Below are 24,325 nucleotides of genomic sequence, written 5' to 3' on the forward strand. Positions count from 1 at the left end.
TCATTACGGATGGTTGGCGATGAAGCCTGCGACATTTTCCTTGGTTGTCAGCGTGGCATCCAGGAGCTGGACCGGCGGCACCTTTTCTCCGGCGACAAGCTTGGCAGCGTTTTCAACCGCGTCGCGGCCCATCTTCTGCGTCTGCTGGGTCGCCGTTACGTTGAAGACGCCCTTGCTGAGTGCTTCGAGAGCTGCGGTGTCACCATCGAAGCCGCCAACCACGATCTTCTGGGAAGGATTGGCGACCTTGATCGCCTGCGCGGCGCCAAGTGCGAGGCCGTCGGCCTGGGCGAACACGATCGAAACGTCCGGATTTGCCTGCAGCATATTCTGCATGATCTGAAAGCCTTCGTCCTGGCTCCAGATGTTCGAGAACTGTTCGGCGACAACCTTGACATCAGGATATGCCTTGAGAGATTCAGCGCAGCCCTTCGAACGATCGACTTCCGGCGTCGTGCCCTTCTGGCCGTGGATGATGACCATCTTCCCCTTGCCGCCGGCTTCCTTCAGGATGTAGTCGCACACGGCCTTGGCAGACGCGACGGAATCCGTTGCAAGGAAGGTATCGCCGGGTGCTCCCTCGGCGTTGCGGTCGACGTTCACGACCGGAATACCAGCGCTCTTCGCGAGTTTGACCGGAACGGTCGCAGCCGCCGCACCTGCCGGAATGTAGATCAGCGCGTCGATCTTCTGGGTCAGAAGATCCTGGATCTGGTTGACCTGCGTCGGCCCGTCGCCCTTCGCGTCGACCGTGATGACTTCGATGCCGCGCTTCTTGGCTTCGGCCTCGACGGATTGTTTGATCTGGTTGAAGAAGTTTGCCTGAAGGTTGGCAACGGCCAAGCCGAGCTTCTTCAGTTCCGCCGCATGTACGGGGCCGAGCATGAGACCGAGCAGTGCAGCAGACGCGAGCATGGTGCGCGCTATTTTCATTGTATTTCCTCCGTTGTTAGATGGAACCCTCGGGTATGTCCTCCCCCTCGGGGTATTGATCCGCCCCAAATTTTTGGGGCGGAATTCCAGGCCCGCCAACGCGGCGGACCGCGCTCGTCAGGCGCGACGCCGACGAATGGTCTCCGCGCCGACCGCGAGCACGATGACGATGCCGATGATCACCTGCTGCAGGAACGGCGAGACGTTGAGAAGGTTGAGACCGTTGCGAAGGACGCCGATGATGAGAACACCGATAAGTGTTCCTCCGATACCGCCCGCGCCCCCCGAGAGCGAAGTCCCGCCGATGACCACCGCGGCAATGGTGTCCAACTCATAGCCCAGACCGCTGGACGGCTGGACGGAATCCAGCCGGGCGGCGAGTACGATGCCCGCGAGCCCCGCAAGGACTGAACTCGCGACGTAGACGCCAATCGTCACGAGCGGGACGTTGATGCCGGCCAGCCGCGCGACTTCCGGATTTCCTCCCACCGCGTAGAGCATGCGACCTTCGGACCGGAAGTGCAGGAAAAGCCACGCCGCAAGAACAACCGCAAGCATGAGAAACACAGTGGCTGTCAACACGCCGAAATGGCGATCGATTGCCAGCATCATGAACCAGTCGGGGAATCCGACGATCTGCTGGCCGTCCGTGATCATATTTGCAACGCCGCGAGCCGCGGACATCATCGCAAGAGTGGCAATAAACGCTGGAACCCTGAACTGCGTTACCAGAAGTCCGACGATCAGCCCCGAAACGCCCGATGCGACCAGAGCAAACGCGATCCCGACCGGCAGCGGTAGGCCGGCGACATTCGCAGTCCAGCCCATGACCATCATCGCGAGAGCGAGTGCCGAGCCGACGGAGAGATCGATGCCGCCGATCAGAATGACAAAGGTCATACCGACGGCCATGATGCCGAGGACAGTGATCTGATCGAGGATGTTGAGGCCGTTCCGAACCGAAAGAAACGTGTCGGTGCTAAGGCTCAGAAAGACGCAAAGCGCGAGCAGCCCCACGAGTGGGCCGGTGGCGCCCTTGAGCTTGCTCAACCAGGCGCCGGACGAAAGCCCGTGTTCATTGATATCGAGCGCCACCATTGTTCCTCCCTATGCCTAGGCTATTCGCTAATTCACTGGACGAATAAATATTCACTGATGCTGGAAAATTCATTAACAAGTTGCCTCCGAGCTGTCAATAGGATTTGATAGACTTGCAACTGCCGACGCATTGCTTAAAGGGCTTGACTAATCGGCGTCTTGTGCAAAAATATTGATAACTGAATATTTATGCATGAGAGGAATCCATGAATACGACAGAACTCGAGCGGGTCGCTCGCGAGATCCGATTGCGCGATCTCCAGGCGGTCTTTGAAGCGGGCGCCGGCCATATTGGCGGGGAGATGTCGGTCATCGACATTTTGACTGCCCTCTATTTTCGTGTGCTGAATGTTTGGCCCGATCAGCCGAAGCACCCCGACCGCGACAGGTTCGTTCTTTCGAAGGGACATACTGCATGCGCTCTGTATGTGACGCTCGCAAAACGCGGCTTCATCCCGGAGGAAGAGATTTCCACCTTCTTGCAGCCGCATTCGAGGCTGAACGGGCATCCAAATTGCAACAAGGTTCCTGGCGTCGAAACGAATACCGGGCCGCTCGGCCACGGTCTTCCAGTCGCAATAGGAATGGCAAAAGCCGCCAAGCTCTCTGGCGCGAAATATCACACCTATGTCGTCACCGGCGACGGTGAGATGCAGGAGGGCTCAAACTGGGAAGCGATCATGGCGGCCGCGCAGTTCAAGCTCGACAACTTGACGCTGGTCATCGACCACAACAGGTTCCAGCAGGGCGCCGCCCTGGCGGAAACCAACGATCTCGCCCCGCTTCGTCCGAAGCTTGAAGCTTTCGATTGGGAAGTCACCGAGATCAACGGGAACGATATGAGCGAAGTCGTTTCAGCCCTCGAATACCGGGGATCGAGACCGCATTGCATCGTGGCCCACACCAACAAGGGGCATGGAATCTCGTTCATGCAAGACCGAGTCGACTGGCACCACAAGGTGCCGAGCAAGGAACAATACGAAATCGCATTGGCAGAATTGTCGGAGGCACTGTAATGAACGCGCCAATAAACGCACCCAAGCTCTACGATTGCCGCGACGCATTCGCCTCTACGCTTGAGCGGCTGGCAGCCGAAAACGAAACGATCGTTGCCGTCTGCAACGACTCCGTGGGTTCCTCCAAGCTCGGCGGCTTCAAGGCGAAGTTTGGAGAGCGCCTCGTCAATGTCGGTATCGCCGAACAGAACATGGTGGGGGTTGGAGCAGGCCTCGCCAATGGCGGACGCCTTCCGTTCGTGTGCGCCGCCGCTCCGTTTCTAACGGGACGGTCGCTGGAGCAGATCAAGGCAGATATTTCGTATTCGAATGCCAACGTCAAGCTGGTCGGCATTTCTTCTGGAATGGCGTATGGCGAACTCGGCCCGACCCATCACTCGATCGAGGACTTCGCCTGGACGCGGGTTCTGCCCAATCTTCCGGTCATTGCGCCTTGTGACCGCATCGAAACAGCTGCTGCGGTTGAATGGGCCGCGGCCTATAACGGCCCCTGTTTCCTGCGGCTGTCTCGCGTCGGTGTGCCTGATCTCCTTCCGGAGGGTCACAAGTTCGAACTTGGCAAGGCAAACCTCCTTCGCCAGGGTTCCGACCTCACCCTTATCGCAAACGGCACTTTGACTCATCGAATCCTAAAGGCTGCCGAGATTCTCGCAGAACGCGGCATCAACGCCAGAGTGCTCAACCTTGCAACGGTTCGTCCGATCGACGAGGACGCCATCATCGCCGCGGCGAAGGAAACCGGAGCGATCGTCACAGCCGAAGAGCATTCGATTTTTGGCGGGCTCGGTTCCGCGGTCGCCGAAGTGGTGGTCGACAATGCTCCAGTCCCGATGAAACGTCTCGGCGTTCCCGGCGTCTACGCTCCGACCGGTTCGGCAGAGTTCCTGCTCGACGAATTCGGGATGGCGCCGTCCGCAATCGCCGACGCGGCGCAGTCGCTGATCAGGCGCAAGTAACTGGGATCACGTGTTCAGCCCGGACGTTTTTTGTCGTCCCGGCTGCCGTCTGATCTGGGGAGGATAGAATGCGGGCAATTCTGGCAATTGACCAGGGCACGACCAATTCAAAGGCAGTTCTGGTTTCCGAAAAGGGAGAAATTGTTGGCAGAGGTTCGGCTCCGGTCGGCGTCACCTATCCGAAACCAGGCTGGGTCGAACAAGACCCACGCCGGCTCTACGCATCCGTCTGCGAGGCGATCGACGCCTGCCTGAAGGCCGCCCCCGACGTCATTGTCGAGGCCGTGGCGATTTCCAATCAGCGCGAGTCAGTCACTGCTTGGGATGCCGAAACGGGAGAGGCACTTGGACCGGTGGTAAGCTGGCAGTGCCGTCGAACGGCACAGGATTGCGAACGTCTCATTGCTGAAGGCCACCTTGACCGTGTGCAGGCGCTCACAGGCCTGCCACTGGATCCGATGTTCCCGGGTTCGAAATTCCGATGGCTGCTCGACCGTATTCCGGCCGGGCGATCGGTGCGGCTGGGAACGGTCGACAGTTGGCTCGTCCACTGCCTGACAGGCGGGCGCCGGCATGCCTGCGATGCTTCCAATGCCGCCAGGAGTCAGTTGTTCGATCTCCAGGAGCAGAGATGGAGCGGGGAACTTGGCGAGATTTTCGGGGTGGATATCGCGCTTCTCCCCGAGGTGCTCGACAGCTCTGCCGACTTCGGCAGGACGCAAGGGTTGCCAGGCGTGCCGGATGGAACTCCGATAATGGCCGTGATCGGAGACAGTCATGCTGCGCTGTTCGGTCATGGAGCATTCAAGCCGGGTGATGGCAAGGTAACCTTCGGAACCGGCTCGTCGGTGATGACGACGCTTCCGCGATTTATTCCCCCACGCAACGGCGTCACGACGACCGTCGCATGGCGTCTCAAAGGAAAGCCGACTTTCGCTTTCGAAGGCAATATTTTGGTTTGCGCCGCCAGTCTCCCCTGGATGGCAGGCATTCTCGGCCTTTCGGACGTGGCGGCCCTTGTCGAACTTGCGGCGAGCGCCGAACCGGGCGGACCGGGCTTCGTGCCAGCATTCGTGGGACTGGGCGCACCCTATTGGAACTCCGACGCCCGTGCCCTGTTCTCCCAGATCAACTTCAATACGACGCGTGCGCAAATGGCGCGGTCGGTCACCGACTCGATCGCCTTCCAGGTGCACGACGTGATCGCCGCCATGCGAGCACAAAGCGGCGGCGAGCTCGGGGCGCTCTATGTAGACGGCGGACCGAGCCAGAACCGCTTTCTGATGCAGTGTGTCTCGAACCTTATCGAACATCCCGTGATCCAATGCGAAGCACCCGAGGCGTCGGCTTTGGGGGCCGCATATCTCGCGGGTCTCTCACTTGGCCTGTGGAGCGATCTTCAGGTTATCGCAGAGCTGCCTCGAAACTCGCATATCATTGACCCGGAACCCGTGGATCGAGCGGTGCTTCTGGATACCTGGAATGATGCACTTGCCCGCTCGACGGCACGCGAAACAACGGCTAATGATGAATAAAAATTCACTCTAGGATTAGCGATGACTCGCCTCAATGAACTCCGCCTCATCTCGAGGGTCGCCCAGATGTACCACTTGGAGGGACGGCGACAGGCGGAGATCGCACAGCACCTTCGCCTGTCGCAGGCGACGGTGTCGCGCATGCTCAAGCGTGCCGAGGCGGAAGATATTGTGCGAACCAGCGTGACCCCCCCGGTTGGCACCTACAGCGAGCTTGAGAGCGCGCTTCGCGAGAAATATGATTTGCCAGAGGCGATCGTCGTTGAGTGTACGGAAGATCGGGACGGAGCCATCATGGCCCGTATCGGCGAGGCAGCGGCTCATCTCTTGGAGGTGACGCTTGCGCCAGGGGAGATCATCGGCGTTTCGAGTTGGAGCCAGACCATCTCCAAGATGGTCGAGAACATTCATCCGCTGAAGAGCGCTCAGGCGAAATACGTCGTCCAAACCCTCGGAGGCATGGGCGATCCTTCAGTGCAGACGCATGCGACGCAGCTCACCACGCGGCTTGCTCGGCTGACCGGCGCTGAGCCAAAACTGCTCGCTGTGCAGGGCGTTACGACGTCCAGAGAGGCAAAATTTCTTATGCAGGCCGATCCATACGTTCGGGAGACGATGGACTTGTTCGGCAGCATAACGCTTGCGATTGTCGGAATCGGAGCAGTCGAACCGTCCGAACTTCTCGCACGGTCAGGCAACATCTTTTCGTCTCGCGAACTGTCTGATCTCGCGGAAGCGGGAGCCGTCGGCGATATCTCGCTTCGCTTCTTCGATAAAAACGGCAAGCCGGTCAAGACACCCCTGGACGACCGGGTCATAGGGCTTCCACTCGAGGATCTCGAACGGGTGGACCGGGTCATTGCTCTTGCCGGCGGGTCCAAAAAGACCGACGCAATCGCAGGGGCGCTCCGCGTGGGGGTCATCCACATGCTTGTTACGGACAAGTTTACCGCGCAGCGACTGATCGACTGACGAAGCAGACTGTTGCCAACCTCAATGCGCCGTCCCATCCACGATCACATGATCGTGGTCCAGCGAGCATTTCTCCACCCGGGCCTCGACCCTGTAGATCTCCCGCAGCATTTCGGCGGTGACGACGTCGCGGGGGGTGCCGCAGGCGTGCATGCGGCCGTTGGCGATGACGAGGACCTTGTCGGCGAAGCGAAGGGCCTGGTTGAGGTCGTGGATGGCGATCAGCACGATCATGCCCTTAGCGCGGGCCTGGCGACGCATGAAGTCGAGAACCTCGACCTGGCGGTGCAGGTCGAGAGCGCTTGTTGGTTCGTCCATCAGCATGATCTCGGGCTCGCGGACAAGCGCCTGGGCGATCGAGACGAGTTGGCGCTGGCCGCCGGAAAGCGCGCCGAGATCGCGGAAGGCGATGGCGGTGATATCAAGGGCCTTCATGATCTCGTCGATGAAGCGCAGGTCGCTGTCGCCGACGGCCCAGGACTGGCCCTGCTTGCGGGCAAGCAGGATGGATTCGTAGACCGTCAGCACCGCGTTGGCCGAGGTATCCTGCGGCATGTAGCTGATGGCGTTTTTGGTCTTCGAGCCTTCGACGACGACATGGCCCGGCCCTTTGAGGAGGCCGGTGATGCGCTTGAAGAGGGTCGACTTACCGGCGGCGTTTGGGCCGATCACCGCCACGACCTCGCCTGATTTCATCACCGGCGTCGTCACGTCTTCGACGAAAAGCTTACGGCCGTGATAGGCGCCGACCGACTGCAACTGAAGCGCTACCACGACCGGCTCCTGTTCGAGAGGATGAGCGAGAAGAAGAAGGGCACCCCGACCAGCGCGGTGATGATGCCGATCGGAAAGACGACACCCGGAATGATCGACTTCGAGACGATCGAGGTCAGCGACAAGAGCAGCGCGCCCGACAGGACCGAGCCCGGCAGGAAGAAGCGCTGATCCTCGCCGAGGATCATGCGCGCGATATGTGGCCCGACGAGGCCCACGAAACCGATCGTACCGACAAAGCTGACGGGGACTGCGGCAAGCAGCGAGACCACAAGCATGGTCTCCAGCCGGATGCGGCGGACATTGACGCCGAAGCTTGCAGCCTTGTCCTCGCCGAGGCGGATGGCCGTCAGCGCCCAGGCGTTGCGGGCAAAGAGCGGCAGGGCGATCAGGAGAACGGCGAGCGTCACCCAGATCTTCGGCCACGTGGCCTTGGTGAGGCTGCCCATCGTCCAGAAGACGACAGCCGAAAGCGCCTGTTCGGAGGCGAGATATTGCAGGAAGGCGAGCAAGGCATTGAAGGTGAAGACCAGCGCGATGCCGAGCAACACCACGGTCTGCACCGAGACGCCGCGAGCCTGCGAGACGAAATGGATGAAGAGCGTGGCGATCAGCGCCATGATGAAGGCATTGACCGGCACCAGCAGCCCGGCTGCAACCGGCAGAAGCGGAACGCTGGTGACGATCGCCAGTGCGGCGCCAAAACTTGCCGCCGCCGAAATGCCGAGCGTGAAGGGGCTGGCGAGCGGATTGGCGAGGATCGTCTGCATCTGCGCGCCGGCAACGGAGAGCGAGGCGCCGACCACGATCGCCATCACCGCAACCGGCATGCGGATGCCCCAGACGACGGCCCGCACCTGGTCGGAGACGGAGGAGGGGTCGAGAAGAGCGGAGACGACCTCGGTAAGACTGTAGCGGGCCGGCCCCCAGGCGAGATCGACGGCAAAGGACAGGCAGAGCGCCGCCGTCATGGCGGCGAGGATCAGCAGCTTGCGCCGGGCGAGGGCGCGGTAGCGCTCCCTCCCGGCTTCGGCATCAATCGATATGGCGGCGATCTCGGCCATTTTGGATTACTGGCCCGCCTTGGCGTCGACCCAGTAACCCGGCTGATAGGCGACCGGCAGGAATTTTTCGTGGAATTCCTTGAAGGTGGCGTCGGGATCGAGATCGGCAAAGAGGTTCGGATGGAACCACTTGGCCAGTTGCTGGACGGCGACGAACTGGTAGGGGCTGGTATAGAACTGGTGCCAGATCGCGTGGACATGGCCGCCGGCAACCGCCCTGGAGCCGGTGAAGGCAGGGTTTTCCATCAGCGTGGTCAGCGCCTTGCGGCTGTCGTCGAAGGTGGCGGCGGCATTCGGGCCGACATTCACAAAGTCCTTGGCGTTCTTGGTCTGGCTCCAGTTGGAGCCGGTGACGACGATGACGTCAGGATTGGAGGCGACGACCTGCTCGGCATTGATCGAGCCGGTATAGCCCGGCAGGAAATCGGAGCCGAGATTGTGGCCGCCCGCCCAATCGACCATCAGGCCGAAATTGTCGGGACCGAAAGTGCCGCAGCATTCGACCAGGCCTGCGGCGCGGTACATGAAGACATTTGGCTTCGGAGGATTGGCGGCCTTCAGCTTGTCGGTGACTCGGGCCATCTGCTCGTTCCAGAAGCTGGCGACGGCTTCGGCGCGGTCTTCATGGCCCAAGATCTGGCCGAGGATCTTCAGGCTCGGCTCGGTGTTGGCGAGGATATGCTCGCGGAAATCGATATAAACGATCTTCACGCCGATGCCGTTCAGCATGTCTTCGAGCTTCACCTCGTCAGCGGCCGCCTTGTTGCCGATCGGCAGCAGCAGCACATCGGGATGAAGCCTGACGACCGTCTCGGTCTGCAGCGTGCCATCGGTCAGGTTGCCCAGGAAGGGCAGGTCCTTGCCCTTCGGAAACTTCTCGACATAGGCGTTGAAGCCGTCCTTGTCGGTGGTCCAGAGATCGTTACGCCAGCCGACGATCTTGGCGAAGGGATCTTCCTTCTCGATCGGTGCGACGGCATAGAGCATGCGGCCTTCCCCAAGGATCACACGTTCGACCGGTTTGTCGAAGGTCACTTCGCGGCCCGCGACATCCTTGACGGTGAAGGATTGCGCCCAGGCCGAAAGCGGCATCAAGCTCGCAAGCGCAGTAGCGGAGACTGCGAGCATTTTCACGAAATTCATCTGGAAATTCCCCCGGTGTCTGAATAATGTCCGCAGGCATAAGAAATATGACTTTGTGAATCAAGTTATATGTTTTAGAGCGTTTCCAGACTGATCCGATGCCGGGGTGCCTCAGATGAATTCCATGAACACGAACTACTCGATCCGCGACGAAATTCGCGACTTCTGGTCGGAACGGGCGGCGACTTTCGACCAGAGCGTCGGCCATGAAATCTTTTCGGAAGCGGAGCGCAAAGGCTGGCAGCGGCTGATCAGAAAACATCTGGGCGAGGGCCAAGGGCGCGCGGCGCTCGATCTCGCCTGTGGCACCGCCGTCATCTCGCACCTGATGCATGGCGCCGGCTTTGCAGTCACCGGCCTCGACTGGTCGGATGCGATGCTGGCGCAGGCGCGCGCCAAGGCGAAGAAGCGCGGCACCGATATCCGTTTCGTTTCCGGCGACGCCGAAAACACCATGGAGCCCAAGAACAGCTACGACGTCATCACCAACCGCCATCTCGTCTGGACGCTGGTCGACCCGGCTTCGGCGTTTAAGGAATGGTTCTCGGTATTGAAGCCGGGTGGCAAGGTGCTGATCCTCGACGGCAATATGGGCAAGGAAACCTGGGTCAAGGGCCTGCAGAAGCTCTGGGCGAAGGTAACAGGCAAACCGCCGGCGAGCCACATGTCGCCGGAGATGATGGCACGGCACCAGAAGATCCGCTCACGCGTGCATTTCTCCAGCCAGATGCCGGCCGAAGCAGTGGTCGATCTTCTACGCCAAGCCGGTTTTACGGACATCGTCGTCGACCGCAAACTCGCTGACATCCATTGGGCGCAGGCCCGCAAGATGCCGTTCCTGCGCGGGCTTGAGCGGATGGTGCAGGAGCGGTTTGCGATCTGTGCGCGCAAGCCTGGGTGATGGGGTTTCCCCTTCTCCCCAGCGGGGAGAAGGTGGCCCGCAGGGTCGGATGAGGGGGCCACACGGCACATCATTCATTGCCCTTCGCTTGCCCTCAGGGCATTCGCGGCTTTGCCGCTCACCCCCTCATCGCCTCGCTATCGCTCCGGCACTTCTCCCCGCTGGGGAGAAGAGGTATGCGGCGGCGCCGCGGTTCCTTTCCTTCCAGATGCCTGAGGATGATGCCCTCTTGGGGGTTGGTGCGGCCGCTGTGTTTAGGGAGTCTGCCGCACCGTATCCCGGCCCTTCGCGGGGCTCAGGGCGTTCGGCGCTGCGATCGATTCACTGGATCGATCGCTCCCGCTTTGCGGGACCGCGCCTCACCCTCCGGTGACACTCATATGCCGCGCGACTGCTGGGCGATTATGCGTGCGGTCGATGATGAAGTCGTGGCCTTTTGGTTTGCGGGTTATGGCCTCGTCGATGGCGGCGTGGAGGAGGGCGTCGTCTTCGGTGGCGCGGAGTGCGGCGCGGAGATCGGCTGCGTCGTTCTGGCCGAGGCACATGTAGAGCGTGCCGGTGCAGGTGAGGCGCACGCGGTTGCAGCTCTCGCAGAAATTATGCGTCATCGGTGTGATGAAGCCGAGGCGGCCGCCGGTTTCTTCGACCCTGACGTAACGCGCCGGGCCGCCGGTCTGGTAATCGATGTCCGCAAGCGTGAACTGCTCTTCGAGATCGGCGCGCAGCTTTGAAAGCGGCAGATACTGGTCGGTGCGGTCTTCTTCGATCTCGCCCATCGGCATGGTTTCGATGACGGTCAAATCCATGCCGCGGCCATGGGCGAAGCGCAGAAGGTCCGGCATCTCGGCATCGTTGAAATCCTTCAGCGCCACGGCGTTGAGCTTGATCTTCAGACCGGCTTTCTGAGCGGCGTCGATGCCTTGCATGACTTTGGCGAAATCACCCCAGCGGGTGATCTTGCGGAATTTGTCGGGATCGAGCGTATCCAGCGAGACGTTGATCCGGCGCACGCCGCAATCATAGAGCTCCTCGACATGGCGCGAAAGTTGCGAGCCGTTGGTGGTCAGCGTCAACTCGTCGAGGCCGGAACCGATCTTCTGGCCGAGCTGGCGCACCAGATACATGATGTTCTTGCGCACCAAGGGCTCGCCGCCGGTCAGCCTGATCTTGCTGACACCCTTGGCGATGAAGGCGGAACAGAGCCGGTCGAGCTCTTCCAGCGTCAAGAGATCCTTCTTTGGCAGGAAGGTCATATTCTCCGCCATGCAATAGGTGCAGCGGAAATCGCAGCGGTCGGTGACGGAGACGCGGAGATAGGTCACCGCCCGCCCGAAGGGGTCGATCATCGGATGTGCATCCGCTACCAGCGGCGATGCATTGCCTATCGTTCCAACTCTGGTGTTCACCTGTGTCTCCGTACCTCTCATCAATGTGGGCATATGCTATTGTCGCGTCAAGGGAAACAGCCGCGCGAGCATGCCAATTTCAGCTTGCGCTGAAAAAGATCAACGCCTACTCCTCGCATGAGAAGAGGACAAAATGATGAGCGATATCTGGCCGAGCGAACTTCGCGTTTCGAAAGACAGGCAGCGGCTGGCGGTGACTTTCAATGACGGCCAGAGCTTCGATCTGTCGGCCGAGCTCTTGCGCGTGATGTCGCCCTCGGCCGAGGTCCAAGGCCATGGGCCGGGCCAGAAGGTGACGGTGCCGGGCAAACGCAATGTCGCGATCATCTCGATGATGCCGACCGGCAATTACGCAGTCCGGATCGGCTTCGACGACATGCACGATACCGGCATTTACACCTGGACCTATCTGCGCGAGCTCGGCGAACGGGGCGCGGAGCTGTTTTCGACCTACGAGAACGAGCTCAGCGAAAAGGGCATGAACCGCGATACGGCGGAGAAGCCGCGCTGACGCTCACGAGAGCGCCGCTATCAGTTTCAACAGACTCATAATTCCAGCCATCGGGGGGCCATATGGCGAAAACGAACGGAAAGAACTGGCTGCGCGCCAAGGGCAGCGCCAGCGGCAACAAGGTGACCTTCCTCGAACTGTTCTTCGACCTGGTCTTCGTCTTTTCGATCTCGCAGCTCTCGCATGCGCTCGCCGCCCACTACACGCCACTCGGTGCGGCCGAAGCGGCGCTGATGACCTTCGCCGTCTGGTGGGTGTGGATCTTCACCGCCTGGGTGACGAACTGGCTCGATCCGGACAAGATGCCGGTGCGCGGGATGCTGGTGGCACTGATGATGCTCGGGCTGCTGCTGTCTGCCTCCATCCCCGAGGCTTTCGGCGACAAGGGGCTGCTGTTTGCCGGCGCTTATGTGGCGATGCAGGTCGGGCGCTCGCTGTTTACGACCTATGCGATGACGCGCGTCGACCGCGCCAATACGCTGAATTTCGTCCGCATCACCGCCTGGCTTGTGGCCGCCGGGGTCTTCTGGATCGCTGGCGGGCTGCTCGAGCATGAAGCCCGGCTGATCGCCTGGGTGATAGCGCTTGCGATCGAATATGCCGGGCCGGCCGCGGGCTTTGCCGTGCCGGGGCTCGGCCGCTCGACGGCGCGGGACTGGGACGTTTCCGGCGCGCACATGGCGGAGCGCTGTGCACTCTTCGTCATCATCTGCCTCGGCGAAGCGATCCTCGTTTCCGGCCGCACCTTTGCGGAGCTGCCGTTCTCAGGACTGACCAGCGTCGTCTTCGTCACCGCCTTCATCGGCACGGTCGCCATGTGGTGGCTCTATTTCCGCTTCGGACACGGTCGCGCCGCCCACCGCATCGAGCATGAAGAGACGCCGGGGAGCTTGGCGCGGCAGGCCTTCACCTATGGGCATATCCCTATCCTCGCCGGCATCATCGTCCATGCGGTCGCGGTCGAATTCATGTTCTCGCATCCGCACGAGACCGGCGATCTCGGTATTGCCGCGGCCGTGCTCGGCGGCTCCGGCCTGTTTTTGATCGGCAATCTCTGGTTCAAGGGCGCGACCAGCGGCCGGATGCCGCTGTCGCATCTCGCCGGCCTGGTGTTTTTGATCCTGCTTGCCTTTGTCGCGCCCTTCATCGAGGTCTATCTGATGGGCATTCTGGCGACGCTGGTGCTGATCGTCGTTGCCGCCTGGGAATACCGCTCGCTGACCGGTACGTAGGCGGCGCCGACGCTGCATTGAACATCAGTCCTCGTCGCGCAGATCTTTCAGCAGCATGGTGATGATCCGCTCCATCGAATCGGCGGTCGCCATGCATTGCTCTATCGGCTCGTCCGACAGCACGCGATCGATGAGGCCGGTCTGGATGACCATGGCTTCCTCACTCAGCTTTCGACCCTCTGGCGTCAAATAGAGGCGCAGCACGCGCTTGTCGCGCTCGTCATCGCGGCGAAGGATCAGACCGCGCTTTTCCATCTGCGGCAGCAGCATGCTCATATTGGAGCGGCCGACCAGCAGTTTGCGCGCCAGTTCCTGCTGCGAGATGCCTTCGAATCGATAGAGATTGACCAGGATATCGAGGTGCGGCGGCTTGATGTCGAGATCGGCAAGCGAGCGGGACAGGGATTGTTGCATGAGCTGGCAGGCGCGAGCCACCGCGATCCAGCTGCGAAAACGCGGATGATCCCAGGGAAGGGATTGATTTTTGTTCATCGTTGTACTTTATTGTTCAGTGTTGAACAGTCTTTTGGAATCCCACTATGGCAAACTTTGCGCTTAACGTCACCCGCCTCGGGTTTTCGGCTCTACAGGCCGTTTCTCCTGATCTGGCGGCCAAAGCGGCGTTCCAGCTGTTCTGCCGGACGCCATCAGCAAGACCCAAGGGCACAAAGTCGAAGCTGGCGCATGCGGCGGGTGCGGCCCGGCTTGCCGGTGCCGAACGCTTCACCCTCCGGCTCGCCGGCGGGCGCCAAGCGCATGCCTATCGGCTGAACGGCGGGGCGAGGGGCAAACGCAAGCGCTATCTGGTGACGCATGGCTGGGGATCGAGCGCGGCATATATGGCCGAACTCGTCTCGATGCTTGCGGCAACGGGCGCGGAGGTCGTGGCACTCGATTTTCCCGGCCACGGCCGTTCCGGCGGGCGCTTCCTGCATATGGGGCTTGCGGTCGAGACGATCGCGGCGGCCGAGGCGCGCTTCGGCGCATTCGATGCGGCGATCGGCCATTCCTTTGGCGGCGCGGCGCTGATGGTCTCGGCGGCGGGCCTGCTGCCCGGCGTGGCGCCTGTTGGCGGCGACCGCCTGGTCCTGATCGGCGCGCCGAGCGAGATGGGCTGGCTGTTTACCGATTTCGGCCGGATGGTCGGTCTTCGCCCTGCGGCGCAAGCGGCACTGGAGAATGAGGTCCATCGCGTCACCGGGCGGAGACTTGAGGATTTCGACGCCGGCGCGGCGGCGGGCGAGATCGGCCGGCCGGTGCTCGTCATCCACGCCGAAGATGACAAGGAGGTGTCGTCTCTCCATGCTAAGCGTTATGGCGCGGCGGGAAAGGGCGTTCGGCTGTTCTGGGCGAACGGCTTCGGGCATCGGCGCATCATTGGCGCCGCGCCGGTTCTTGCCGCGATCGCCGCGTTTCTCGACGGCGATCGGGGCGTGGGTGAAGCGCCTGATGAAAGCATCAAAAAAGATGCGGAGATCATTCCGTTTTTTGAGCTTCCGGCAAAGCGCGCGGCATTGTAGCGTCCGTCGCGAAGATCAAGCCGCGGCGGGACGCCTCATGAAAATCATCAGCAGCATCGAAGAGCTCAACACGATATATGGCGCCGGGCTTTCGCCGGCCTCCGTCACCAAGGTGACGAAGCAATTGACCCCGCTCTATCGTGAGATGATCGAGATCTCACCGTTTGCGGCGCTTGCGACCGTCGGGCCGGAAGGGCTCGACTGTTCGCCGCGCGGCGATCTTGGCGGCGTGGTGCGCGTCGCCGACGACGAGACGCTGCATCTGCCGGATTGGCGTGGCAACAACCGGGTCGATTCGCTCTCCAACATTGTGCGCGATCCGAGGCTGGCGCTGATGTTCCTGATCCCCGGCTCGAGCACGACGATGCGTATCAACGGCCGAGGTGTCGTCTCCAACGATGAGGCGCTGCTTTCGAGCTTCGAGATGGACGGCAAACATCCGCGCACCGTCGTCGTCATTTCGATCGACGAGGTCTATTTCCAATGCGCGCGCGCCGTGATGCGGGCCGAGCTCTGGAACGCCGAGCACTTCACCGATCCGGCAAGCTTGCCGACGCCGGGGCAGATGCTGAAGGCCGCAACCGGCGATTTCGAACAGGAAACCTACGACCGGGAATGGCCGGGGCGGGCGGCGAAGACGATGTGGTAGGGTGTGCTGCCGAGAAGCGGACACCCACCTCTCCTCTTTCATGCAAGTCAGTTCAGCCGGTGGCCGGCATTGCGGTTTCACCGGCGGACTAACCCAACACTCCGTCATGCTCGGCCTTGAGCCGAGCATCCACGTGGCATCCACCAGCAGCCTGGGCATGGATCCCAGGCTCGAGGCCTGGGATGACGGAGAGTGGGGTTGGCGTTCTAGCCAAACTCGCCGCCGGCGCGGCACTACACTCACGTCTTATAAATCAGCCAGCTCTTGGTGAAATCCTTTTGCATGCCGTCCTGATAGAGGATGGTGCAGTTGCGGCCGGCATTCTTGGCGCCGTAAAGGGCGATGTCGGTTTTGCTGTAGAGTTCGCCGGCATCCCCGGCGCTGGAGGCCATGCAGATGCCGATCGAGACAGTGACCGGACCGTAATTCACCCGCGTACGGGAGTTCTTGAACGGCGTCGTCTCCAGCGTGCGACGAATGCGCTCGGCGATCGCGGTCACTTCCTCGGGCGTGTTGCCATCGACGATGAGGGCGAACTCCTCGCCGCCGGTGCGGGCAACGAAGATGTCACGGCGGACATTGCTGCGGATGACGGAGGCAACTGTTGCGAGCACCTTGTCGCCGACCGGATGGCCGTAAGTGTCGTTGATCTTCTTGAAATTGTCGATGTCGCAGAGCAGCAGCGCCGTCACCGGCCGCATGCTCGAATTGTCGAAAATGGCGGCGAGGCGGTCGTCGAAGGCGCGGCGGTTGGAAAGGCGCGTCAGCGAGTCGGTGTTGGCGATGCGCTTGTATTCGTCGAGTTCCTTGCGGACCTGATCCATCTCCTGCGAGCGCTGGACGACATCCTCGACCGTACGTTCGCCATGCGCCATGGTGTCGCCGGTCGCCTGGCTCAGCAGATCGATGGCGTTTTCGATCAGTTCGACGCTGGCATTGCTCTTCGAGGTGATCCGCTTGTGGGTCTCGCCGAGCAGTCTGGTGTAACTTTCCAGCGAACTCTGCTCCTGTCTGAGAATGCGCAGCAGGCCATCGAGCTCGCCGGCAATGCGCGTATGGGCATCGTCGAAGACACGGGCCGGGCTGTGGGTGAAGTGCTGCGCGCCGAGCGCATCGAGTTCGGCCTGGGTCACCTGGCCGCCGAGGGCCGCGAGCTCGCGGGTGAGGGCTGGATTGGAGCCGATATAGGCCTCGTAGAAGAGTTGGTAATTGCGCGGTATCGGCGCGACGCCCATGGAGCGCATGGCATAGGTGATCTGACCCGCAACGTCGGGAACCGGCACCTTGGGCGCGACAGCCGTATTCATCCGGCAAACTCCTCATATATTCAAAGGCAATATTCTATTTGTTAGCTTAAATTTCTTGGGAAAAGATTAAAGCGATATATACCAAAGATTACATACGACAAATGCCCCACGGGGTAATACTTCGATCAGGCCTATGATTCTCCATGGAAAAACGTATCTTTAGTGAGACAGTGCATACTCGCTGGGCGGGTACAGTGTCTGAAAAACTTACAGTTCTTCTCTGCCGGAGACCGTATTCATCTTGTCGACAGCTGGTTTTGGCCGTTTCGTATTGCAGTTCCGGTATTTCGGCGTGATATTTCTTGGTCGCAAAACCGATCGTAGCCTGCAAGCCAGGGCGTGAGATCGTGGAAACCTCCCGTCATATTTCTTTCACCATCCTCGCCTTCACCGTCCTCGCCGCCGGCACCTTGCTGCTGGAGCACACTGGATTCTTCGCCGGCGCTTTCCGCACGGAGATCCTGGCAAGGGTCGATGTCGGGGATGTGGTGAGCGTGGGCGAGGCGGTCACGGCACAGAACACAAGCGCCTCGGATAAGGCTTCGCCGCGGTAGAGCTGGCGGCAACGCAGCCCGCCCACTCACCCCAAATTCAGTTCCTGGAAAAAATCATTCCCCTTGTCGTCGATGACGATAAAGGCCGGGAAGTCTTCGACTTCGATCTTCCAGACCGCTTCCATGCCGAGTTCGGGATATTCGAAGACCTCGACCTTGCGGATACAGTCCTGGGCAAGACGGGCGGCGGGGCCGCCGATCGAGCCGAGATAGAAGCCGCCGTGCTTCTTGCAGGCCTCGCGCACGGCGCGCGAGCGGTTGCCCTTGGCGAGCATCACCATCGAGCCGCCGAAGGACTGGAATTGGTCGACGTAACTGTCCATGCGCCCGGCCGTCGTCGGGCCGAAGGAGCCGGAGGCGTAGCCGACCGGCGTCTTGGCCGGGCCGGCGTAATAGACCGGGTGGTTTTTCAGGTAATCGGGCATGCCTTCGCCCTTTTCCAGCCGTTCGCGGATCTTGGCGTGCGCCAGGTCGCGGGCAACGATGATGGTGCCGGTCAAGGACAGCCGCGTCTTGACGGGGTGCCTGGACAGTTCGGCCAGCACCTCGGCCATCGGCCGGTTGAGATCAATGCGCACCGTCGATTCCGACAGTTTCGCCTCATCGATTTCGGGCATGTATTTCGACGGATCGGTTTCGAGCTGTTCGACGAAGATGCCGTCGCGGGTGATGCGGCCCTTGGCCTGGCGGTCGGCGGAACAGGAGACGCCGAGGCCGATCGGCAGCGAGGCGCCGTGGCGGGGCAGGCGGATGACACGCACGTCATGACAGAAATACTTGCCGCCGAACTGAGCGCCGACGCCCATCTGCTGCGTCAGTTTGTGGATTTCCTTCTCCATCTCGATGTCGCGAAAAGCGTGGCCGCTCTCGGAACCTTCGGTCGGCAGTTCGTCGAGATAGCGGGTGGAGGCGAGCTTGACGGTTTTCAGGTTCATCTCGGCCGAGGTGCCGCCGATGACGATCGCCAGATGGTAGGGAGGACAGGCTGCCGTCCCTAACGTCAGGATCTTCTCCTTAAGGAAGTCGATCATCCGATCATGGGTCAAGAGCGAGGGGGTACCCTGGTAAAGGAAGGTCTTGTTGGCCGAGCCGCCGCCTTTGGCGACGAAGAGGAATTCGTAGGCGTCGGTACCTTCCTCGTAAATGTCGATCTGGGCCGGCAGGTTGTTTCTGGTATTCTTCTCCTCGAACATTTTGACCGGCGCGAGCTGCGAGTAACGCAGGTTCTTCTTCTCGTAGGCATCCATGACGCCGCGGGCGAGCGCCGCCGTATCCTCGCCCTCGGTCCAGACCCTGCGGCCCTTCTTGCCCATGATGATTGCCGTGCCGGTGTCCTGGCACATGGGCAACACGCCGCCGGCGGCGATATTGGCGTTCTTCAAGAGATCATAGGCAACGAAACGATCATTGTCCGTCGCCTCGGGGTCATCGAGGATCGAGGCGAGCTGCTTCAGATGGCCGGGGCGCAGCAGGTGGTTGATATCGGCAAAGGCGGTTTCGGCCAGCAGGCGAATGCCTTCCGGCTCGACGGTGAGGATCTCCTGGCCCTTGAAAGTGTCGACCGAGACATGGTCGCCACTGAGCTTGCGATAGGGGGTGGTATCCTTGCCGAGGGGGAAGAGATCGTCAGCCATCGAAGTGACCTTTCTGGTAGGGCGTCGCTAGATTGGAACCGGTCTAAATCCGCAGCGGGGCAAAAGCAATCAGGACCACGCGCGGCGGATGAGGCGAACCGTCGAAATCGGTCCGACAAAAAGACGACTTCAAGTTGCCTTCTGTTCGAGGCCAGTACATATTCCCGGCAGCGTTAACCTGCCGGGGCTTCAAATGACAAATGCAAAGCCAACTGCTGTCGACGACCTTCTCGTTTTTTTCGAAGACAATTGGATCCGCGGGAATCTGCTCCGCCTCTCCAGCGATCCCGAGGGAGCGGACATGTATGTTCGCTTCGTCAATGGCGTGCGCATCGACGCCAAACATGGGCCTGACCACGAAACGATCATAAGGGGCGAATACGGAACCTTCAGACTGAAACCTGACGGTCACTTCGAGTACGAGTTGGACTACACACTCGACGTCGTGAAAAATTTAACGAAATACGATCAGCTCATCGAGAAGTTGAGCTTCAAGATGTCCGATGGCTCAGGGGGCACGGACCTCGGCGTGCTGACGCTCGCGATCGACGGCGTCAACGAAGGCGACAAATACCACGAGGTCCTGAATTTCGACGATTTGGGCGTCTTGTCGAGGGCCGATAATTTCTCTTTGCCTGACTATCGCAACTTTGCGCTCTCGGTGAATGGCAGCCACGAGGTGACGCTTCTGAACGGCATCGTCTACGATACGATCCCGGGCGTCAACGCCATCACCGAGGACGGTTTCAGCGATACCGTTCTATCGCCGGGTTCTGCGCCCGTAAGCCTGAAAATGCTCGATGGCGGGGAATTCACCTTTCAGAGCGTTTCGATTGCCGAATTGTCGGCAGCGCCCTTTCACCTGACGCTCACCGCGCTGAACGACGGCCAGATCGTCTATCAGCAGGAGCTCGAGGTCACCGGCCCCACTCTCGAGGTCAATCTCGAAGACATCGAAGAAATCCGTTTCGACTTCATGGGCAATTCTGTCGTGATGGACAATTTTTCGGTGTTTGCCTTGCTATAGGCTGGGGAGTGTCGAGGCGTTGCGGCATATCACCTTCTCCCCGCGAGCGGGGGGGCGAAGGACGGGTCGAGACCCGTGGCTCGACCCCGGTTGGTGGCGGCAGCCGGATGGGGCTGTGCCTACGCGACCTTCCTACTTCGGCCCGATCATCGTTTCCGGGCGCACGATCTCGTCGTACTCTTCCGATGTCACCAAGCCGCTGGCGAGGGCCTCTTCCTTTAGCGTCGTGCCGTTCTTATGCGCTGTTTTGGCGATCTTGGCGGCTGCGTCGTAGCCGATCTTCGGGGCAAGCGCGGTGACCAGCATCAGCGAGCGTTCGAGGCCGGCCTTGATATTGTCCTCGCGCGCCTCGATGCCGACCACGCAATTGTCCGTGAAGGAGACGGCGGCGTCGGCGAGCAGCTGCACCGACTGCAGGAAATTATAGGCCATCATCGGATTGTAGACGTTGAGTTCGAAATGGCCCTGGCTGTCGGCGAAGGTCAGAGCCGCGTTGTTGCCGAAGATATGGATGCAGACCTGCGTCAGCGCCTCGCACTGGGTCGGATTGACCTTGCCGGGCATGATCGAAGAGCCGGGCTCGTTTTCCGGCAGCGCCAGCTCGCCGAGGCCGGCGCGTGGGCCGGAACCGAGCAGACGGATGTCGTTGGCGATCTTGAAGAGCGCTGCAGCGGCGGCATTGATGGCGCCATGGCTGAAAACCATGCTGTCATGCGAGGCCAGCGCCTCGAACTTGTTCGGCGCAGTGACGAAAGGCATGCCTGTGATGGCGGCGATCTCTTCGGCGACCTTTTCAGCAAAGCCCAGCGGCGCGTTGAGGCCGGTGCCGACGGCGGTGCCACCCTGGGCGAGCTCGCAAAGGCCGGGCAGGGTCATTTCAATGCGCTTGATGGCGGAGCCGACCTGGGCGGCGTAACCCGAAAATTCCTGGCCGAGCGTCAGCGGCGTCGCATCCTGGGTGTGGGTGCGGCCGATCTTGATGATGTGACTGAATTCGGTGACCTTCATGTCGAGGGCGGCATGCAGGTGCTTCAGGGCCGGCAGCAGGTGATGGGCGATCTGCTCGGCGCAGGCGATGTGCATGGCCGTCGGATAGGTGTCGTTCGACGACTGGCTCATGTTGACGTGATCGTTCGGATGCACCGGCTTCTTGGAACCCATGACGCCGCCGAGCATTTCTATCGCACGATTGGAGATCACTTCATTGGCGTTCATGTTCGACTGTGTGCCAGAACCGGTCTGCCAGACCACAAGCGGAAAATGGTCGTTCAACTTGCCGTCGATCACTTCCTGGGCAGCCTCGACGATCGCCTTGCCGAGGGCCGGGTCGAGCTGGTCGAGCGCCATGTTGGCGCGGGCGGCGGCCTGCTTGACGATGCCGAGCGCGCGCACGATCGACAGCGGCTGCTTTTCCCAGCCGATCTTGAAATTGCCGAGCGAACGCTCGGCCTGGGCGCCCCAATATCGGTCGGCAGCGACCTCGATCGGGCCAAAAGTATCGGTTTCGGTGCGGGTTGCGGTCATCAGCCTTGCCTTCCCTTTAGATGCTGTTTTCGGGCATTTTCGAAAGATGAGGTCTTATAGGTTGGAAAGTCCGACAAGAAAACTGGACGCCGCGCGAAATATTGAAATCGGCAGTCATGTTTGCGCGGGCTTTTCGGCGTGCCTTTTAAGCCACTTTGGAAATTTTATGCGTCCGGGCGTTTTCGCCGGACTGGTCTGGCGGCGAAAATTCGGTAAAAAATTAACTAATAATTTCATAATTTTGTGTGAACTGCTGGGCGGCGCCGTGCAGGATCTCCGTCACACAAAATTGAATCCGCCGGCGCTGGCGGCGCAGGCCTGTTTCTGATCAATGAGGCCCTACGCTGCTTGAGTTTCGCGGGATTTGAGCTTGAGCCTTGCGCTCGTGACAAGAACAGCATGACACCGGGACTGGAAGATATATGACGTTCGTTTTGAAAAGCGCGGCATCCGCATTGGCACTTTCCTGCGGCGTGGCAGTGATGAGTGCCGCACCCGCGCATGCTTATACACTGATGGACATGCTGCGCGGCGACAGGCAGCGGACCCAGAGCACCATCTTCATGGACCAGATGCCGCCCGGCCGTGTGGGCCAGCGCGGCGGCGCCGGTGGCTCGCTCGGCGGGCTCGATCCGGAAGCGCCGCTGCCGAAGGTGAGCGGTCCGCGTTATTATACCTACAAAACCGAGACGCTGCAGTTCGTCGATACCGGCAGGTTTGCCGATCCCGTCGTCACCGGCGCGGTCGCCGATGTTTCGGGCAGTGGTGATGCCAGCGCCGAGCCTGCCGTGCAGCGCCGCTTCCTGGCGCAGGCCAAGGTGCGCGCCAATGCTGACGTCGCGAAGGCGCTCGAAGCCTATTACGGCGACAGCCGCAATCCGCTCGTCTGGGTCGAGGGCAACCAGATCAACGACCGCGCCAAGTCGGCGATGCTGGTCCTTGCCGATGCGGCCGTCGTTGGCCTCGACCCGGCGGATTACGCTGTCCAGACGCCTGATATCGATCCGGCCAATCCCGATCCCGCCTTCCGTGACCGGGCGCTGACACAGTTCGAGCTCGATCTCTCCGCCAAGGTGCTCGCTTTCGTGCAGGACACGGTGCGCGGCCGCGTCGATCCGAACAAGATCTCCGGCTATCACGATTTCCAGCGTAAGGTGGTCAATCTGGCCCCGGTGCTGAAGCTTGCCCGCCTGAGCCCCGATGTCGGCGCATATATCGGCAGCCGCTCGCCTGATAGTCCGCAATTCCAGGCGCTGAAGGCGGAGCTTGCCAAGCTTCGCGCCGCCGACGGCGGCAACGAAGAGCGAATCGTCGTTTCGCTCGACAAGCTGCTGAGACCTGGCGAGAGCTCGCCCGAGATCGCCAATATCGTCAAGGCAATCGGCAAGCACGGTTCCGAAACGCTGAGGACCGATCATGCGGCAACGCTTGCTGCTTACGCCGGCAGCATCGACTATTCGCCCGACATCGTTTCGCTGGTCGAGGATTTTCAGAAAGAGCGGGGGCTGAAGCCCGATGGCGTCATCGGCCAGGCGACGGTGCGCGCCATGACCGGCGGCGATACCAATGCCTCGAAGATCGACAAGCTCGTCGTCGCCATGGAGCAGGCGCGCTGGCTGCCGGAGGATCTCGGTTCCCGCTACGTCATGATCAACCAGCCGGCCTACATGGTCTACTACCACAATGACGGCAAGGAGCAGCTGTCGATGCGCGTGGTGGTCGGCGGCAAGAACAACCAGACCTATTTCTTCGACGACGAAATCGAGACGGTCGAGTTCAACCCTTTCTGGGGCGTGCCGCAGTCGATCATCATCAACGAGATGCTGCCGAAGCTGCGCTCGGATCCGAACTATCTCGACCAGCTCGGTTATGAGGTCGAAGTGAACGGCCACGCCGTCGCCTCGTCGAGTGTCGACTGGTACGGCTCGACCAATAATGTTTCGGTGCGCCAGCCGCCGAGCAGCGACAATGCGCTCGGCGAACTGAAGATCCTGTTCCCGAACAGCCACGCGATCTACATGCACGACACGCCGTCGAAGAGCTTCTTCAAACGCGACATGCGGGCGCTGAGTCACGGTTGCGTGCGCCTTGCCAATCCGCGGGCGATGGCGGCCGCCGTACTCGGCACGACGGTCGACGACGTCGCCAAGCAGATCGCCAGCGGGCAAAACCATGCGGTGCGCGTGCCGCAGAAGATCCCGGTCTACGTCTCCTACTTCACCGCCTGGCCGAACAAGGACGGCGTGGTGGAATATTTCGACGACGTCTACGGCCGCGACGCCTATGTCGATAAGGCTTTCGACGCGACGACCAAGGCGCGTGGGGCGCAGATCTGATACTGGGATCTGATTAGTGATGCTGGCGGGCGGTCTTTGGGCCGCCCGGTTTGTTTTGGGGTGTCTGCGTGCAAGAAATAAGAGGAGAGGACGCGCCGTATGGCCCCCTCATCCGCCTGCCGGCACCTTTGTAACTTCCCTTTATCCGCTCCTGGCGCTGTAATGCCTCTTGCGGTGGCGGATGGAAGACCGATGCACCTTTGGGACACCAAGCCCGTGGGAGAGCCTGGGTC

The 24,325-nt window shown here is 60.9% G+C and carries 23 protein-coding genes; 13 read left to right on the forward strand and 10 right to left on the reverse strand.

The window, feature by feature from the left end:
• Positions 1-3 precede the first annotated feature (3 nt).
• Both A6U98_RS25875 and A6U98_RS25880 read right to left on the reverse strand, forming a co-directional pair.
• Complete coding sequence (locus A6U98_RS25875; RefSeq protein ID WP_003540275.1) at positions 4-933, reverse strand: sugar ABC transporter substrate-binding protein; 930 nt, start codon at positions 931-933, stop codon at positions 4-6.
• A 117-nt stretch (positions 934-1,050) separates the two neighbouring features.
• The gene (locus A6U98_RS25880; protein WP_064653858.1) at positions 1,051-2,031 is read right to left on the reverse strand and encodes an ABC transporter permease; all 981 of its coding nucleotides are present in this window, start codon (positions 2,029-2,031) and stop codon (positions 1,051-1,053) included.
• 206 nt (positions 2,032-2,237) lie between these two features.
• On the opposite strand from A6U98_RS25880, the gene A6U98_RS25885 reads away from it, so the two are divergent.
• From A6U98_RS25885 to A6U98_RS25900, 4 genes are all read left to right on the forward strand, one after another.
• On the forward strand, positions 2,238-3,047 hold the full coding sequence (locus A6U98_RS25885; RefSeq protein ID WP_027684440.1) for a transketolase: 810 nt from the start codon (positions 2,238-2,240) through the stop codon (positions 3,045-3,047).
• On the forward strand, positions 3,047-4,003 hold the full coding sequence (locus A6U98_RS25890) for a transketolase family protein (RefSeq protein ID WP_033182315.1): 957 nt from the start codon (positions 3,047-3,049) through the stop codon (positions 4,001-4,003). Before A6U98_RS25885 ends, A6U98_RS25890 begins: the two co-directional genes overlap by 1 nt.
• Positions 4,004-4,071: 68 nt before the next feature.
• Positions 4,072-5,538, forward strand: a complete 1,467-nt coding sequence (locus tag A6U98_RS25895) for an FGGY-family carbohydrate kinase (protein ID WP_064653859.1) — start codon at positions 4,072-4,074, stop codon at positions 5,536-5,538.
• A 21-nt stretch (positions 5,539-5,559) separates the two neighbouring features.
• Positions 5,560-6,510 carry a sugar-binding transcriptional regulator gene (locus A6U98_RS25900; RefSeq protein WP_064653860.1) on the forward strand — a complete coding sequence of 317 codons (951 nt, stop codon included), beginning with the start codon at positions 5,560-5,562 and terminating at the stop codon, positions 6,508-6,510.
• Positions 6,511-6,531: 21 nt separating this feature from the next.
• On the opposite strand, the gene A6U98_RS25905 is transcribed toward A6U98_RS25900, so the two are convergent.
• From A6U98_RS25905 to A6U98_RS25915, 3 genes are read right to left on the reverse strand one after another with little or no spacing between them, the layout of a single operon-like run.
• Entirely contained in the window at positions 6,532-7,284 is a 753-nt protein-coding gene (locus A6U98_RS25905; RefSeq protein WP_064653861.1) for an ABC transporter ATP-binding protein, read from the reverse strand.
• Complete coding sequence (locus A6U98_RS25910; RefSeq protein ID WP_064653862.1) at positions 7,278-8,348, reverse strand: iron ABC transporter permease; 1,071 nt, start codon at positions 8,346-8,348, stop codon at positions 7,278-7,280. The genes A6U98_RS25905 and A6U98_RS25910 overlap by 7 nt, the downstream gene beginning before the upstream one ends.
• Before the next feature lie 6 nt (positions 8,349-8,354).
• Complete coding sequence (locus tag A6U98_RS25915; RefSeq protein ID WP_064653863.1) at positions 8,355-9,491, reverse strand: ABC transporter substrate-binding protein; 1,137 nt, start codon at positions 9,489-9,491, stop codon at positions 8,355-8,357.
• A 115-nt stretch (positions 9,492-9,606) separates the two neighbouring features.
• Here A6U98_RS25915 and A6U98_RS25920 point away from each other — a divergent pair, with 115 nt between their 5' ends.
• On the forward strand, positions 9,607-10,392 hold the full coding sequence (locus tag A6U98_RS25920; RefSeq protein ID WP_064653864.1) for a methyltransferase domain-containing protein: 786 nt from the start codon (positions 9,607-9,609) through the stop codon (positions 10,390-10,392).
• Between the two features lie 359 nt (positions 10,393-10,751).
• Here A6U98_RS25920 and moaA read toward each other — a convergent pair whose 3' ends face one another.
• The gene (gene moaA, locus A6U98_RS25925; RefSeq protein ID WP_064653865.1) at positions 10,752-11,798 is read right to left on the reverse strand and encodes a GTP 3',8-cyclase MoaA; all 1,047 of its coding nucleotides are present in this window, start codon (positions 11,796-11,798) and stop codon (positions 10,752-10,754) included.
• 136 nt (positions 11,799-11,934) lie between these two features.
• On the opposite strand from moaA, the gene A6U98_RS25930 reads away from it, so the two are divergent.
• Both A6U98_RS25930 and A6U98_RS25935 read left to right on the forward strand, forming a co-directional pair.
• Positions 11,935-12,309 carry a DUF971 domain-containing protein gene (locus A6U98_RS25930; protein ID WP_064653884.1) on the forward strand — a complete coding sequence of 125 codons (375 nt, stop codon included), beginning with the start codon at positions 11,935-11,937 and terminating at the stop codon, positions 12,307-12,309.
• Positions 12,310-12,371: 62 nt separating this feature from the next.
• Positions 12,372-13,541, forward strand: a complete 1,170-nt coding sequence (locus A6U98_RS25935) for a low temperature requirement protein A (RefSeq protein WP_064653866.1) — start codon at positions 12,372-12,374, stop codon at positions 13,539-13,541.
• A gap of 24 nt (positions 13,542-13,565) precedes the next feature.
• Here A6U98_RS25935 and A6U98_RS25940 read toward each other — a convergent pair whose 3' ends face one another.
• Positions 13,566-14,033: a MarR family transcriptional regulator gene (locus tag A6U98_RS25940; protein ID WP_064653867.1), complete on the reverse strand. Its 468-nt coding sequence runs from the start codon at positions 14,031-14,033 to the stop codon at positions 13,566-13,568.
• Positions 14,034-14,080: 47 nt separating this feature from the next.
• Here A6U98_RS25940 and A6U98_RS25945 point away from each other — a divergent pair, with 47 nt between their 5' ends.
• Together A6U98_RS25945 and A6U98_RS25950 are read left to right on the forward strand one after the other, a co-directional pair.
• Positions 14,081-15,061, forward strand: a complete 981-nt coding sequence (locus A6U98_RS25945; RefSeq protein WP_064653868.1) for an alpha/beta fold hydrolase — start codon at positions 14,081-14,083, stop codon at positions 15,059-15,061.
• 37 nt (positions 15,062-15,098) lie between these two features.
• Positions 15,099-15,710 carry a pyridoxamine 5'-phosphate oxidase family protein gene (locus A6U98_RS25950; RefSeq protein ID WP_064653869.1) on the forward strand — a complete coding sequence of 204 codons (612 nt, stop codon included), beginning with the start codon at positions 15,099-15,101 and terminating at the stop codon, positions 15,708-15,710.
• Positions 15,711-15,949: 239 nt separating this feature from the next.
• On the opposite strand, the gene A6U98_RS25955 is transcribed toward A6U98_RS25950, so the two are convergent.
• A complete protein-coding gene (locus tag A6U98_RS25955; RefSeq protein ID WP_027684452.1) occupies positions 15,950-17,017 on the reverse strand; it encodes a GGDEF domain-containing protein in 1,068 nt (355 codons plus the stop codon).
• Between the two features lie 347 nt (positions 17,018-17,364).
• Between A6U98_RS25955 and A6U98_RS25960 the strand changes: the two genes are divergently transcribed.
• Complete coding sequence (locus A6U98_RS25960) at positions 17,365-17,571, forward strand: hypothetical protein (protein WP_064653885.1); 207 nt, start codon at positions 17,365-17,367, stop codon at positions 17,569-17,571.
• A gap of 26 nt (positions 17,572-17,597) precedes the next feature.
• Here A6U98_RS25960 and A6U98_RS25965 read toward each other — a convergent pair whose 3' ends face one another.
• On the reverse strand, positions 17,598-19,205 hold the full coding sequence (locus A6U98_RS25965) for a fumarate hydratase (RefSeq protein ID WP_064653870.1): 1,608 nt from the start codon (positions 19,203-19,205) through the stop codon (positions 17,598-17,600).
• A 193-nt stretch (positions 19,206-19,398) separates the two neighbouring features.
• Between A6U98_RS25965 and A6U98_RS25970 the strand changes: the two genes are divergently transcribed.
• On the forward strand, positions 19,399-20,232 hold the full coding sequence (locus A6U98_RS25970) for a VCBS domain-containing protein (protein ID WP_064653871.1): 834 nt from the start codon (positions 19,399-19,401) through the stop codon (positions 20,230-20,232).
• A gap of 132 nt (positions 20,233-20,364) precedes the next feature.
• Here the strand turns inward: A6U98_RS25970 and fumC are convergent, their stop codons facing one another.
• Positions 20,365-21,756, reverse strand: a complete 1,392-nt coding sequence (gene fumC, locus A6U98_RS25975; RefSeq protein WP_064653872.1) for a class II fumarate hydratase — start codon at positions 21,754-21,756, stop codon at positions 20,365-20,367.
• Positions 21,757-21,817: 61 nt separating this feature from the next.
• On the opposite strand from fumC, the gene A6U98_RS36940 reads away from it, so the two are divergent.
• The gene (locus A6U98_RS36940) at positions 21,818-22,084 is read left to right on the forward strand and encodes a hypothetical protein (RefSeq protein WP_156667898.1); all 267 of its coding nucleotides are present in this window, start codon (positions 21,818-21,820) and stop codon (positions 22,082-22,084) included.
• A 94-nt stretch (positions 22,085-22,178) separates the two neighbouring features.
• Entirely contained in the window at positions 22,179-24,092 is a 1,914-nt protein-coding gene (locus A6U98_RS25980) for a murein L,D-transpeptidase (RefSeq protein WP_064653873.1), read from the forward strand.
• Positions 24,093-24,325 lie beyond the last annotated feature (233 nt).

Source organism: Rhizobium sp. WYCCWR10014 (assembly GCF_001657485.1).
Lineage (GTDB): Bacteria > Pseudomonadota > Alphaproteobacteria > Rhizobiales > Rhizobiaceae > Rhizobium.

What these genes read in the sequence shown, in the direction of transcription:
- A6U98_RS25955 (WP_027684452.1), bottom strand. Translation starts at nt 17,017, where the DNA reads ATGAATACGGCTGTCGCGCCCAAGGTGCCGGTTCCCGACGTTGCGGGT.
- A6U98_RS25930 (WP_064653884.1), top strand. Translation starts at nt 11,935, where the DNA reads ATGAGCGATATCTGGCCGAGCGAACTTCGCGTTTCGAAAGACAGGCAG.
- A6U98_RS25980 (WP_064653873.1), top strand. Translation starts at nt 22,179, where the DNA reads ATGACGTTCGTTTTGAAAAGCGCGGCATCCGCATTGGCACTTTCCTGC.
- A6U98_RS25920 (WP_064653864.1), top strand. Translation starts at nt 9,607, where the DNA reads ATGAATTCCATGAACACGAACTACTCGATCCGCGACGAAATTCGCGAC.
- A6U98_RS25915 (WP_064653863.1), bottom strand. Translation starts at nt 9,491, where the DNA reads ATGAATTTCGTGAAAATGCTCGCAGTCTCCGCTACTGCGCTTGCGAGC.
- A6U98_RS25970 (WP_064653871.1), top strand. Translation starts at nt 19,399, where the DNA reads ATGACAAATGCAAAGCCAACTGCTGTCGACGACCTTCTCGTTTTTTTC.
- A6U98_RS25940 (WP_064653867.1), bottom strand. Translation starts at nt 14,033, where the DNA reads ATGAACAAAAATCAATCCCTTCCCTGGGATCATCCGCGTTTTCGCAGC.
- A6U98_RS25890 (WP_033182315.1), top strand. Translation starts at nt 3,047, where the DNA reads ATGAACGCGCCAATAAACGCACCCAAGCTCTACGATTGCCGCGACGCA.
- A6U98_RS25875 (WP_003540275.1), bottom strand. Translation starts at nt 933, where the DNA reads ATGAAAATAGCGCGCACCATGCTCGCGTCTGCTGCACTGCTCGGTCTC.
- A6U98_RS25965 (WP_064653870.1), bottom strand. Translation starts at nt 19,205, where the DNA reads ATGGCTGACGATCTCTTCCCCCTCGGCAAGGATACCACCCCCTATCGC.
- A6U98_RS25900 (WP_064653860.1), top strand. Translation starts at nt 5,560, where the DNA reads ATGACTCGCCTCAATGAACTCCGCCTCATCTCGAGGGTCGCCCAGATG.
- A6U98_RS25945 (WP_064653868.1), top strand. Translation starts at nt 14,081, where the DNA reads ATGGCAAACTTTGCGCTTAACGTCACCCGCCTCGGGTTTTCGGCTCTA.
- A6U98_RS25885 (WP_027684440.1), top strand. Translation starts at nt 2,238, where the DNA reads ATGAATACGACAGAACTCGAGCGGGTCGCTCGCGAGATCCGATTGCGC.
- A6U98_RS25950 (WP_064653869.1), top strand. Translation starts at nt 15,099, where the DNA reads ATGAAAATCATCAGCAGCATCGAAGAGCTCAACACGATATATGGCGCC.
- A6U98_RS25935 (WP_064653866.1), top strand. Translation starts at nt 12,372, where the DNA reads ATGGCGAAAACGAACGGAAAGAACTGGCTGCGCGCCAAGGGCAGCGCC.
- A6U98_RS25910 (WP_064653862.1), bottom strand. Translation starts at nt 8,348, where the DNA reads ATGGCCGAGATCGCCGCCATATCGATTGATGCCGAAGCCGGGAGGGAG.
- A6U98_RS25895 (WP_064653859.1), top strand. Translation starts at nt 4,072, where the DNA reads ATGCGGGCAATTCTGGCAATTGACCAGGGCACGACCAATTCAAAGGCA.
- A6U98_RS25880 (WP_064653858.1), bottom strand. Translation starts at nt 2,031, where the DNA reads ATGGTGGCGCTCGATATCAATGAACACGGGCTTTCGTCCGGCGCCTGG.
- fumC (WP_064653872.1), bottom strand. Translation starts at nt 21,756, where the DNA reads ATGACCGCAACCCGCACCGAAACCGATACTTTTGGCCCGATCGAGGTC.